Origin of the sequence: Verrucomicrobium sp. BvORR106 (assembly GCF_000739655.1) — a bacterium.
Lineage (GTDB): Bacteria > Verrucomicrobiota > Verrucomicrobiia > Verrucomicrobiales > Verrucomicrobiaceae > Verrucomicrobium.
In genome coordinates this window covers 1-12486 of record NZ_BATR01000161.1, presented here as the reverse complement: position 1 = coordinate 12486, position 12486 = coordinate 1, and the positions used below count along the sequence as shown (strand labels likewise).

Annotated in this window: 9 protein-coding genes and 1 pseudogene; 2 read left to right on the top strand and 8 right to left on the bottom strand. The window is 63.2% G+C overall.

The window, feature by feature from the left end; genetic code table 11:
• Nucleotides 1–116 precede the first annotated feature (116 nt).
• Nucleotides 117–3962, top strand: a complete 3846-nt coding sequence (locus BV106_RS27875) for a hypothetical protein (protein ID WP_265596145.1) — start codon at nucleotides 117–119, stop codon at nucleotides 3960–3962.
• Between the two features lie 133 nt (nucleotides 3963–4095).
• On the opposite strand, the gene BV106_RS27870 is transcribed toward BV106_RS27875, so the two are convergent.
• The 5 genes and pseudogenes from BV106_RS27870 to BV106_RS27850 form a co-directional block, all read right to left on the bottom strand.
• Nucleotides 4096–5139 (bottom strand): alpha/beta hydrolase, encoded by a 1044-nt coding sequence (locus BV106_RS27870; protein ID WP_265596144.1) that lies wholly within the window; start codon nucleotides 5137–5139, stop codon nucleotides 4096–4098.
• A gap of 69 nt (nucleotides 5140–5208) precedes the next feature.
• Nucleotides 5209–6272, bottom strand: a pseudogene (locus tag BV106_RS27865) (alpha/beta fold hydrolase).
• Nucleotides 6273–6409: 137 nt separating this feature from the next.
• A complete protein-coding gene (locus tag BV106_RS27860; protein ID WP_038170265.1) occupies nucleotides 6410–7138 on the bottom strand; it encodes a carboxymuconolactone decarboxylase family protein in 729 nt (242 codons plus the stop codon).
• Nucleotides 7139–7155: 17 nt separating this feature from the next.
• Nucleotides 7156–7551 (bottom strand): cupin domain-containing protein, encoded by a 396-nt coding sequence (locus tag BV106_RS27855; protein ID WP_038170273.1) that lies wholly within the window; start codon nucleotides 7549–7551, stop codon nucleotides 7156–7158.
• Between the two features lie 174 nt (nucleotides 7552–7725).
• Nucleotides 7726–8196 (bottom strand): helix-turn-helix transcriptional regulator, encoded by a 471-nt coding sequence (locus BV106_RS27850; RefSeq protein WP_051946423.1) that lies wholly within the window; start codon nucleotides 8194–8196, stop codon nucleotides 7726–7728.
• A gap of 132 nt (nucleotides 8197–8328) precedes the next feature.
• Between BV106_RS27850 and BV106_RS27845 the strand changes: the two genes are divergently transcribed.
• Complete coding sequence (locus tag BV106_RS27845) at nucleotides 8329–8685, top strand: SCP2 sterol-binding domain-containing protein (protein ID WP_038170263.1); 357 nt, start codon at nucleotides 8329–8331, stop codon at nucleotides 8683–8685.
• A 114-nt stretch (nucleotides 8686–8799) separates the two neighbouring features.
• Here the strand turns inward: BV106_RS27845 and BV106_RS27840 are convergent, their stop codons facing one another.
• The 3 genes from BV106_RS27840 to BV106_RS38925 all read right to left on the bottom strand — a co-directional run bounded on the left by BV106_RS27840 (nucleotide 8800) and on the right by BV106_RS38925 (nucleotide 12106).
• On the bottom strand, nucleotides 8800–10506 hold the full coding sequence (locus BV106_RS27840) for an FAD-dependent oxidoreductase (RefSeq protein WP_038170262.1): 1707 nt from the start codon (nucleotides 10504–10506) through the stop codon (nucleotides 8800–8802).
• Between the two features lie 229 nt (nucleotides 10507–10735).
• Entirely contained in the window at nucleotides 10736–11746 is a 1011-nt protein-coding gene (locus BV106_RS27835) for an NAD(P)-dependent alcohol dehydrogenase (RefSeq protein ID WP_038170261.1), read from the bottom strand.
• A 156-nt stretch (nucleotides 11747–11902) separates the two neighbouring features.
• Complete coding sequence (locus BV106_RS38925; RefSeq protein WP_265596142.1) at nucleotides 11903–12106, bottom strand: hypothetical protein; 204 nt, start codon at nucleotides 12104–12106, stop codon at nucleotides 11903–11905.
• Nucleotides 12107–12486 lie beyond the last annotated feature (380 nt).

The following is a 12486-nucleotide window of genomic DNA, read 5'->3' as shown; positions in this document are numbered from 1 at the left end:
CCCCGATGGTGCCTGCGGCTCCACGGCCACCTTTGACGCTGACGCCGGAGCTTGCGGCGGGATCGGTGCGGGTCATGGTCACGGTGGGCGGGGCCATCCAGCGGTCGTATGGTGGGGTGATCCTGGCGCCGGGGGTGTTTCAGCCTGCGGTGCCTGCGCAGGCGCGAGCCCGGCTGGGGCTGGCTTGGGTGCCGGACTATGATGAGGCGGCGCTGCGGGACAAAGCCTGCCGATTGACGGTGCAGCGCAATCTCGTGACGGAAGACGGACAGAGTCGATTTGTCTCCCGGCAGGGGACGCTGGTGAGCTACGATGCGGGGGCCCAGATCGCGATTGTCGCCTTCACCGAGGCCTTTCCCTACAGCCAGGACGGCCAGGTGGAGAAGGCGGCGGCCACGCAGTCCGGGGCCGTGTACGCACTGCTGCCGTTGCACGATGGAACCCCGCTTCCCGAGCCGGCGCGGCCCCCAAGCCGGCCTTCGCGCCCGGGGTTCCCGGACTATCCGCCCTCCTACACGCCGCCGGTGCGTTATGCGCCGATGACGCTGGAGCTGGCTCCGGCCCGGTTGGAAGGGGGGCAGCTGGTCTGTGACCGGCTCACCCAGGTGGAGAGCCAGTTGCCCAAGACGATCGTGGTGCTGGGTGAGGAGGGTGGAGTGGCGGGATTCGCCATGCGGGAGGGGGGCCAGGGGTGGCGCTACCGGCCCGCGGTGGTGCCCGCGGCAGACACGCGGGGGGTGCGGTTTACTCCTCGATCCCTGGAGGTGGGTTACCTGCTGGGGGACACGCTCCCGCTGAAGCTGAGGGGGGAGCTCTACGACATCTTCAGCGATGCCGAGACCTTCAAGCTGGCCTACCGCTCCGCAGCGGTGGAGGGGGCATTGCCTGCGCCAGTGGCCGGGGCAGTGAGCCAGCCCGCGCTGGGAGGGGTGGCCGAAGTGCAGACGTACTTTAACAAGAACGAGGGGCAGATGAGCCTGACTCTGCCCAAGCCTGACCGCGCGGCGGGCGATGCCAAGGTGCGCTATGAGGTGCAGGTGGTGGTGCTGGACAAGGCGAAGGAGGTCATCCACCGGTCCCAGCCTTTTGGCGTCACCATCGAGCGGCGCGGAGAAGCCTTTTATCCTTCGGTTCAAGGAATTGCGCTGGAGGGCGCGGCGGGATCGGGGGCGCCCGCTGCCACTGGGACGACCCGGGCCGTGGCCTCCACGTCAACGGGGCAGCAGGCTGGCAGTGAAGTGGCGCTGGTGGTGGCACCGCTCGGGGAGGGGGAGGTGGCCAGCCTGGAGACGGAGTCAAAGATCCTGCGTGCCCTGCCGGGCCGGGGTGGCCGGGAGCTGCTGCTGCGTCTGGAAGGGGCGCCTTATTGGAAACGTATCTCGCTGGAGAAACGAGACTGGCTGCCGCTGCCGGCGGAGCCGCTGGAGGAGTGCCGGGTGGCGGCGAATGAGGAGGCGCTCTTCGTGCTGATGCCCAAGGAGCGTCGTCTGACCCGCTACGATGCCGTCACTCTGGCGAAGGAGGTGAGCGTGCAGGTGCCGGAGCATCTGACTCCGCTGGATATCGCCAGCGGCGCGGCCTCCACGCACGGGCCGGTGGCGCTGATCTGTGCGGAGGGCCGCTATGCCTGTGATCCGAAGACTCTGGAGGTGGCGGTAAGCGGGGTGCCGGGGAAGGACAGGACGAACTCCCGCAGTACGGACCAGTATGAATACACGCTGTCCGGAGATGGACGGGAGCTGATCGGCGCGATGACGGAACGGTCTTCCAGCCGGGTGGGTTATCCCTATGACGACTTTTTCCGCGGTTTCCTGATCGGTTCCAACGATTGGAGCTCTTCACGGAGCGCCGGCACGGTGTCGATCAATATTGAATGGTCATCCTCTGACATTCTGGTGCCGCAGCCCAATGGCAGCAAGCGGAAGCTGGAGATACGCCCGGGGAGGCAGTCATCGTCCTCCCTGCCGGAGGCGCGGGTGGGGCCGCTGCTGGCCGTGCCCTTGTACGCGAGCCTGCAAGCGCCGGGCAAGCAGCAGGTGCCGCCGCTGCCGGGCACGGTGACGCTGTATTCACTGCTCAATCAGGCGCCGGTGGGCAGTCTGGCGACGCAGGAGGTGTCGGAGATGGGTGATCGCAACTTGGGGCAGGTGTTGGGGAGGCTGTTCTTTGATCCTTACAGCCGGTCACTGGCCATTTTTTCCCAGGAGCGCATGGTGAAGGTGCGCCGGATGAAGGAGGCGAATCTGCCGGCGGATGCCGCGCCGGTGTTGCTCAACTTCCCCGATGGCGTGGCGATGAGGGGCCGGAAGTTTGTCTTTGCGCCTCAGGTGCTGGGGCCTCCGGGGTGGAAGCTGCTCGTGGCTCCGCTGATGCAGGGCATGCAGGTGGATGGGAAGGGCACCATCACCTGGGAGGTGCCGGCGAACTTTGCGCCGGGCAAAGTGGATCTCAACTTCAAGCTCGTGGGGCCGGGTGGTGCAGAGGGCTCGCAGTTCCGCCATACGCTGATGATTGGAGGCACCCCTCCCGTGTTGGCGCTCCCGGCAACGCTGGGGAAGGTGGGAATGGAGGCGCTGCTGGGCAAGGTGGCCGCCGGGGAGGCTGCGCCTGCCGAATGTGTGAGCCTGACGTCATGGTTCTACAACAGCCCGCGCCAGGTGGTGGACATCCTGCCGGGGCTCAATGAGTACGTGGTCTTCCGCCTTGAGGACAGGACGCTGGTGCTCTACTCCGTCAAGGATCGACGGGTGACGGGAAGTTACAGTCCGTCTGACCAGACCGCGCTCTTCATGGCGGGGGACTGCGTGCTGGCATATGAGCCGGCGGTGAGCTCCCTGACGCGCCTTTCGCTGCCGGACTTCAAGCCTCAGGTGTCTGTGACGCTGCCTGACCGGGCCGGGCTGCAGGGGGTGGGGGTGGGCACGCTGCCGGACAGTCCGGTGTCGCTGTTGCTCGACTATACGGGGACGGCGGGCTTTAGCTACACGGGCACCCAGTCCCCATTCCGCATGGTGATCGTGGAGAAAAACACGCTGGCAAAGGGCAAGTGGGCGCAGCTTCCGCCCTCCGCCAGTGAGAAGGGATACCCGCACATTGGAGAGCAGTTCAGCCTGCTGGCCTGGCACACGTCAAAGGTGCCCATCCAGATCCCCAGCTCGGCAGACGGGAAGGTGCTCTGCCTGCAGGCGAGCCAGGTGATCATCTCCCCATCTCTGACGGTGGGCGTGCCCTACACCCTGGTGAGGGAGGGTTCGAGACCGGAACAAGTGATGCAGTACTACGCCAGCTCGAGTGACACCCTCCTGGCCTCTCCCACCGGGGACCGGCTGTCTGCGGGCAGGGTCATGTACATCGGGCCCAAGCGGCTCAGTCTGGATGACCAGAGCCGGATGGTCTACTACAGCACGTGCGGCAACTATGCGGCGAGGGGCGGCGTCTCCAGCGGGGGCGTTATTTCCTTGGTCGCCGCCGACCACCCGAGGGGCCTGGTGGATCTCTACAATGTCGGTGTTCTCAGACTCAACGAGGGCTACTACGAGAGAGTTGGCGCCACTTTCAGACCCTTCGGCGATCGCAATCTCATGGTGGTACGCAACAACCAGGGCAGCATGGTCCAGTTCATTGAGTGCGATGTGCCCGCAGTGCTGCGCCGCGCGGCACCGGACACCGTGATGGTGACCTCCCATGTGGTGCCCTTTGTGGCGCAAGGGCGGACGCTGGAGTACAAGGTGACCGTGAACAACCCAGATGCCGTGGCCACCATGCGGCTGAGAGACAGCGTGGCGGGCGCTGCCATCACGGGTGGGGGGATTTTTACCTACCGGTCACCCAATATCATGAAGGAGGCCATGGCACTGCAGATCCTGGTGGAGATCGTGTTGAAGAACGGCACGGTGATCCCGCACGAGTTCCCGCTGAACGTGATCCCGGTGCGCCCCAGTGCGCCAGGGGCCGGGCGATGACTGGGAGCGATGCTTGCGGCGGTGGGAGGGCGAGTGCATTGGGCATCGATGTAAGCCAGCTTTTTAGCGGCAGGGCGTCCGCCGTCCCTTCCAGATGTCCGGCATTCAGGCCCACGACTTCGTGGTCAGCCACTTAAAGAGTCCTACCGAAGAAACTCTTCAGCCGGTCCATGGCGGCGTCCACGTATTTCGGCACCCAGTAGGTTTCGATGTGCGTCGCACCTTCGATCTTGAGCAGCTCTTTGTCAGTGGTGCCGGTGGCCTGGGCGAACGCCTGCTCCGACATGTACAGGCTGTCCGCCTTGCTGCCTGCGATCATGAGCAACGGCTGGTTGATCAGTTCGATCTGGTTGGTCGCGTCGAAGCGCATGAGATCAAGTAATCTGCTCATGGTGTACCTGGCACTGGAGTTGGGATGGCTGTGGGTTCTCCCATAGTACACAAGTCCCTGGCGATACAGCTCGAACGGCAGGGCGGCGATTTGCTCGTCAGTGAGTTGCTGGTCGCCGACATAGCGGACGGCGCCGCCAGCCGCTTCCTGGGCACGGGCCGTGGCCGCCTGTTGAAGGCGTTCCTGGATGGTTTCCATCTGTGAGTCCATGTATCCATTTCGCCGAACCCGGCCGGAGTTGAACATGCTCAACGTCGCGACCGATTTGAACCGCTTGTCAGTCTGCGCCGCGGTCAACGAGTACCCGCCTCCGCCACAGATGCCGAGTAGCCCCAGCCGCGCCGCGTCAACGCCGGGATAGCGGGAAATGAAGTCCGCCATGCCGTGAATGTCCTCCACCCGATACGCCGGCTTGTCCACGTTTCGTGGTTCGCCGCCGCTCGCGCCTTGATACGCGGCATCCGCAGTGATCGTGATGTATCCCTGCTCTGCCAGGCGCTGGGCATACAGGCCTGCGACTTGTTCCTTTACGCCGCCATTCGGATGCGCCACGACCACGGCCGGGAAGGCCTTTTTCGAGTCGTAGCTGGCAGGGGTGTAAACGTTGGCGGCAATTTCGAGGCCGTTGAGTTTGTAGGTGACGGGGTGGATGGTGACTTTTCCCGCCACGTTCTCGGTGATCGCACCTTCGTAAGCGAGAGTGAAGGGATTCTTTCTGTAATCAGCGGCAAAGGCGTCCGTCGCGGAAATCGCGAGGGCTGCGCTCAAGGCGACAGAGTTCAACATTGCGTTCTTCATGGTTGTTTCCTTTTTTCGAGATGGTTTCTGAGTCTGGGGTTTTCCTGCCCCATGATCTCATTTGGTCAGTCCTTTTCCTTCGAGGAACGCGGTCATGTGATCCGCGATTTTCACGTTGTTGAGATCCGACATCGGGAAGTGGGTGTTTCCGCGAATCCCCACCTCAGGCAGGTGGATCACTGTGACATCTCCGCCGTGGCGATTGACGGCATCCCGCCATTGGCGGGCGACTGTGAGCAAGGCACGCCATTGGTCCTGGCCGGGGTTGGTGCTTGGTTGGTCGGGAATGTTGTCGCCATAGTAGATAGGATGGGGATGCGGGTAAGTGCCTTGAACTCCGACGGAGGGACGGCAACTCCACTCGCAAGCCCGCCGACGTGCCGCACTCCGGGTGGGACCTCGCCTTCAGGAAATGGGAAATTGCTCCCAGGCTCGAATGAGACGATGGCCCGGACTTTTTCGTTCTTCATCGCCGTCGCCCATCCTATGCCACCACTGTGTGAATGCGTGACCAGGATCCCGGGGCCAATACGGTCGAACAAGGCGGAACCTGCGGAAACGGTGACGCCGAAATCGAAAGGCCCTGTATTCGGCACCCCTTGCCGGAAGAATTGATTCAGGGCCTCACCGTCGGACGAAAACTGGACGCCTGGGTAAAGGTCTGGCCATACGCCGAGGCGAAAGATGCCGAACCAAAGTTGTTTGTCCGGGGCTGCGGGCAGGTTGAGAGGCTGCGTGCTCCGTGCGGCCCGGCCGCGGCGCGGTTGATCGATGAGATAGACTGGGAATCGATCACGCAGAAAGAGCGTTTGGAATCCCTCACGTCCGTCCGGCGTGGTTTCCCAAGTCTTCGCTGACTGACCATGGCCGTGCCACATCACCAGGGGTAGCTGGCGGGCATGGACGGGCACCTGGTAGAAGACATAGGCATGGTCGCCGTGCAGCGTCTGTCCGGACGTTTCTTGAGCCGCTGGGTTAAAGGCGCCGTGCTTGATCGGGTCAAACGTACCAGGCGCGGTGACCACCGTGCCACCCACCGCGAAACTTCCTTGCTTCTGAATGACGAGCGGTTCGGGCAGGGTACCCTCGGCGGCAAAGGAGGAAGCGGTGGGAATGATCATGGCAGCGACCAGAGGAAAGGTTTGGATAAGAGTTCGATGTTCCATGACTTTTTTAGTGTTTGCATTAGGTGAGTATATTGGCTGTGGCTTCCCAATGGCGGATTCCGCCGGTGATGTGCTGCCAGACAATCGAGGGGCTACTCCGCCCGGCTTTTGAGCACCTGGCTGAGAATGGATCGCGCAGATGCGGTGTCGTTTTGACCTGGCATTGTTTCGAACTCAGAGACGATCTGTTTTAGTTGGTCGGGAGTGAGTCCCACCGTAAGTCCCGCGCTGAAGTGTGCTTGAACCATCGGTTCCACTCCGCCCATGCTGATAAGCGCGGCAATCGTGACGATCTCGCGATCCTGGAAGCTGAGGAGGTCACGTTCGAAGAGATCGGCGAACAAGTGCTCCTTCAATAAAGCCTCCATTTGGGGGCTGAAGGCTGCGTAGCCAGCGCGGAGTTGCTCCTCCGTTCTGCCGGTGACCTTCATCTGTATTTCCTTGCCCCGGTCATAACGGCTGCGGGTGTCTGTGATCGGTGTGGCCTCGCGACCGACCTCATCCTTCTTGCCGCTGGCCCTTCGTTCATCGACCACCGTCATGAAGGTCTGCAGACCACGGATGCTGCGGGGGAATCCGCAGTAGGCATAGAGATGAACTAACACCTCTTTGATCTCATTCACGGTCATCTGTGCATCCAGTCCGGCATGGAGTTCCGCCTTCAGTCGTTCCAGGTCGCCCTTGGCCGCATAGGCGGAGATGGTTGTCATTTTTCGCTGTTTATCACTCAGCATAGGATTGGGTTCCGGGGTGGGCTGAGCATTGACGGTCCCGAGTGGTCCGAGCAGCAGGGCGGCCATCGCGACAAGTGTAAGTTTCATGATGAGTCAGGCTGGGATCAGGGTTGGTATTGCTCATCGCTGACCTGCTCCAACCACTCTGCCGTTTTGCCGTCGAGGTGTTCGGTGATGGCGATGTGGGTCAGTGAGGTGGTGGGAGTGGCCCCATGCCAGTGTTTCACGCCGGGCGGAAACCAGACCACGTCACCGGGATGAATCTGCTCGATCGGGCCGCCCCATTGCTGCACGAGCCCGCTGCCGATGGTCACGATGAGTGTCTGCCCCAGCGGATGGGTGTGCCAGTTTGTGCGTGCGCCGGGCTCAAAGGTGACGCTCGCACCGCGAGCGCGGGCAGGGGCATCAGCTTGAAAGAGCGGATCCACACGGACGGTGCCGGTGAAGTTTTCGGCGGCAGCCTTGGTTGATGCCTGGGTGGCGTTTCTGGTGATGTTCATGGTGAAGTGGGGTGCGGCTTTGGTTTGTGTGTGCCCGAGGGCAGGAAGGGCGAACACGGCGGTGCTCGTGAGCTTGAGAAAGGCACGTCGTGGCAGGGGTGGGTGGGGTAGATCGTGCATCCGTGGCGGGTGTTTCTTGTTCAGAGTTCGAATGGGTGGATGAATCCAAGGGGATCATCTCCCAACTGCATGGGCCAGCGGTGCGGGATTTCGTGTTCGCCACTCTCCCGGCGTGGTGCCCTCCCATTCTTGGAAGGCCCGGAAAAAGGAGTTGGAGTCCTCATAGCCCAGGAGGAAGGCCACCCCGCTGAGGTCGATGGTGCTCTGCCGGAGGTAGTCTTGGGCCATCTCCCGGCGGGTCTCTTCCACCAGGTGCTTGAAGGTCACGTTCATATCACCCAGCTTGCGCTGGAGCGTGCGGGTGCTGGTGCCAAGCTCCTGCGCCACATCCTGCAACACAGGCCGCCGCCCGGCGAGCGAGCGCTTCAGCGTGCGCTTTACCTGGTCCGCCACGTTCCTGGTGGCATTGTGCTGTTCCAACTCGTAGAGGGGATCTCCCTTATGGATTCCAGGGTTGGAAAGGGATGTCTGCATCTGCACCTGCACCTCGCACCGGCGGAGCATCGGATGGGCTGGTGTCTGCATAGGTACAGACTACTCGATGGAGGTTTTCGCTCACTCGCGCGGCGCGCCAAATCACTTGCGAAGCGCGCCACGGTCCTTGGGATCCCCACCTTTCTCGCTTGAACGGAGGCCTGAGCCGCCCGATAGCCTGCCATGTCCTCCCACTCCGACGAATCCTCCACCAGCAACACTCCGGCCGAGCTTTTCAACACCCGTGTGGCGGAGAAGACGGAGAGCCCGGAGCTTCAGGCGCTGGTGAATGCGACGTTCCGCTTTGATCTCTCCGGGCCGCAGGGCGGGTCATGGCTGGTGGACTTCCGCCCCGGCTCTGCGGGGGTGCGTCCGGCAGAGGAGGAGGGGACCTGCACCTTCTCCATGAAGGATCAGGACTTTGTGGCGCTGCTCGCGGGAAAGCTCAATCCCCGCATGGCCTTCATGATGGGCACGCTGAAGGTGAAGGGCGACATGACCGTGGCGATGAAGCTGGGGCAGGCGCTGGGCGCAGCGTGACCCACTCTGCACTTTAACCACGGAGCCGCAGAGAACACAGAGCAGGTATTGTTCTTTGAATCACAGCGAGCATCTCCTATTGCTGAATGGGCTGCCCCAACGGGTGCTCGGCCCTCAGCTATAGGTTCCCAGCACCTGGTGGACGTTCTCGATGGCCATGCTGCCTTCACCCACGGCGGCGCCGCAGCGCTTGACGGAGCCGGAGCGGACATCGCCTGCGGCAAAGATGCCGGGGCGGCTGGTCTCGAAGGGATAGGGCGTGCGGCCTGCGCCCTGCCAGGCCGGGGCGTGCGCAATGGCGGCCCCGGTGAGGATGAAGCCCTTCTCGTCCATAAGGATCTCGGGCGGGAGCCAGCTCGTGCAGGGGCGGGCGCCGATCATGGAGAAGACGGCGGTGGTCTCCACGGTGCGGCGCTCTCCGGTGCGGGTGTTTTCGATCTCGATGCTCTCCAGCCGACCTGTACCGGACAGTTTGCGAATCTCCGTGTGCCGGAGGATCTCGATGTTGGGCTTCGTCTCCACGCGGCTGGAGAGGTAGCTGGACATGTTTTTGGTCAGGTCATCCCCGCGGATCACGAGGTACACCTTGGCCGCTTGTTCTGACATGTACATGGCGGCCTGGCCTGCGGAATTGCCCGCCCCAGCGACCACGGCGGTGCCGCCGCGGCAGAACTGGGCCTCCATGACGGTCGCGGCATAGAAGACGCCCAGCCCCTCAAAGTCCTCCAGCCCTTCGGCGCCGAGCTTGTTGTACTGGGCACCGCTGGAGATGATAACGCATCTGGCCCGGAGCGTGGTGGGGCTGCCCTCGATCTCCAGCGCGGTCCCATGCTCACCTCCGGGGAAGTTCATGGAAAGCACCCGGGAGGGCGTGGAGAACTTGGCCCCAAAGCGGAAGGCCTGGAGCTGCGCCCGGTAGGTCAGGTCTCCGCCGCTGATGCCAGTGGGGAAGCCAAAGAAGTTCTCGATGAGGGAGGAGGAGCCCGCCTGTCCGCCGGGGGCAAAGCTCTCCAGCACCACGGTGCAGAGGCCTTCTGAGGCGGCATTCACCGCGGCCGCCAGCCCGGCGGGACCGGCCCCGACGATGGCGAGGTCGCAGAATATTTCCTCGCGCCCGTCCGAGCACAGGGGGCGCAGGAGCCCGGCAATGCGGGCGACATCGAAGATGGCCGGGTTGCAGGAAACAGAGCCGTCACTGGCGATCAGGGCGGGCAGATCGCAATCGGCAACGCCAAGCCGCTCGCACAAGGCGCGGCACTCCAGCGTGGTGGAATCGATGAGCCGGTGCGGGATGTGGTTCTTGTCCAGGAAGTCATCGATGCGCCGTGCCCCCTGACAGCCTGGGTGGGCGAGGATGCGCAGGCCCGCCAGCTCGCGGTCCCGCCGCAGCCGCTGCCGCCGCATCATGAAGGCCTGCACCACCGGCTCACCCACTCCGGGGAGATCCGCCAGGGCCTTGCGCAGTTTGACCGCGGGGATCTCCAGGATCTCGGTCTCATCCGCTTTTCCCCGCACCCCGGCGATGGAGGAGGTGCCATTGAGCATGGAGACCTCCCCCACGAAGTCACGCGGCCCTGGATTGGCCAGGATCTGTTCCACATCCTCCCGCGTCTCGTAGGCCTCCAGCTCGCCCTGGATGACGACGACCATGGGGAAATCCCGCGATCCGGCCCCGAAGACCACCTCACCCCGCCGCACGATGCGACGCGAGCCCAGCGGCTCCAGCAGGGAGAGTTGGTGATCACTCAGCTTGGGGAAGGCGGTGCTTTCCGTATCGCGGTAGAACCGTTCGTCCTCTTCTTCGTCGTGGGCGGTCAGCATCGGAAGGTCAGGGGTAGGGGGAACTAGGAATTAACCACAGAGACACAGAGGGCACAAAGGAATGAAACTGAGGTTTAGACAGAATTAACAGAATTTACGGAATTAGATTTGGCTTCTGACTAACGTGTTAGCGCACCCGGGTCCGAAGCTGGACTCTTAATTTTGTTAATTCCGTTAATTCTGTCTAAAAAGTCATCCCTCTGTGTTCTCTGTGCCTCTGTGGTTGGTTTTAATCGTTCACCAGCACGATCCGGTACCGCGCCTTGCCCGAGCGCAGGTGCTCCAGGGCATCGTTCACCTGGCTGAGCGGGAAGGTCTCGGTGATTGGGGCGACGGAGTGGCGGGCGCTGAAGTTCAGCATGGCATCGATCACGGTCGGGCTGCCAGTGGGGGAGCCGGAGATGGACTTCTGGCCGAAGATGAGATCCAGGGCGGGCAGGGGGAGGGGTTCGAGGACAGCACCCAGCACGTGGAGGCGGCCGGTCGGAGCCAGGGTGCTGAGGAGTCCGTGCAGATCCAGCGGCACGTTGATGGTGGAGATGATGAGGTCCAGGCTGCCGGCGATCTTCTTCAGCGCGTCCGGGTTTTTGGTGTTGTGCACGTGGTGGGCCCCCAGCTTGCGCGCCTCAGCCTCCTTGCTCTCGCTCGTGGTGAAGGCATGCACCTCACAGCCCCATTTGTTGGCGAACTGAAGGGCCATGTGCCCCAGACCGCCGATGCCGAGGATGCCCACGCGTGCGGTCGGCGGGATGGCGTACTCAAAGAAGGGGGCGAAGACGGTGATGCCGCCGCAGAGCAGTGGGCCGGTGGTGGCCATGTCCAGCCCCTCTGGCAGCGGGCGTACCCAGGTCCACTGGGCGCGGAGTTTGTCTGCAAAGCCACCGTGGCGACCCACGATGGTGCCTTGGTTCTTGGCACAGAGGTTGTGACGCCCGGAGAGACACGCGTGGCACGAGAGGCAGCTGTAGGCGGACCAGCCGATGCCCACGCGCTGGCCGATCTCCAGCCCCTTGGCCCCGGAGCCGAGCGCGGTGACGATGCCCACGGCCTCGTGGCCCGGCACGAAAGGGTAGGCGGTCATGCCCCAATCGTTGCCCAGCATGGAGAGGTCAGAGTGGCAGAGCCCGCAGTGCGTGACCTTGATCTCGACCTCCTCGGTACCGAGTTCCCCGGCCTCAAAGGAGAAGGGTTCCAGCGGGGCTCCGGCGGCTGTGGCGGCGTAGGCGTTGATGGTGCTCATGAGAGGTGATGGGTTGGGGTGACTGAGCTGACTGGGTGGATCTGCGGAATACGTATGGGCGGGGGGACTCGGGCGTCTAAAGGCCCGCCGTTGGAGAAAATGGGGTGGGGAAGTCGGAAGATGAGAGCAGGGGATGCACCGCTGGCGGGCGCTAACTTAACGCGGGTGAGAAATGCTGGTGGTGAAATCGGAACGGAGTTGCTCGGAGAAGGCGCACCGCTTCGTGGGATACGACAAGACGCAATAGCCCACCAAGGCGAGGCCGACGAGGATGATGCCTGCGGCATGGAGGCAAACCCTGCCCATTCTCAGAAGCACCTGCGGCGTGGTGTGGATCGAGGGTGTGCTGGTCGTGGACACGGCAGAGGATTATTTGCTCAGTTCGGGTCGAGAATACCGAAGGGGCGTGCGGTTGCCAAGCTTGCGTGTCCTGCCTCCGCTGGGAGGAGTTTGATCGCCTAGCGTTCCAGCGACTGAGCCGGATGGCACATCCGGACTACGCCCGCGGCGACGCTGCAGGAGTAGTCCGACGGTCCCCGTCGGTCAGGCAACGGAGCGATGGTGCGTGAGGCGCCAAGCGACGTCCTGACTTCTCGCGACGTGCTTCGGCATTCGATCGCCCGTTCCCGCAGCGACTGAGCCGGATGGCACATCCGGACTACGCCTGCTGCGACGCTGCAGGAGTAGTCCGACGGTCCCCGTCGGTCAGGCAACGGGGCGATGGTGCGTGAGGCGCCAAG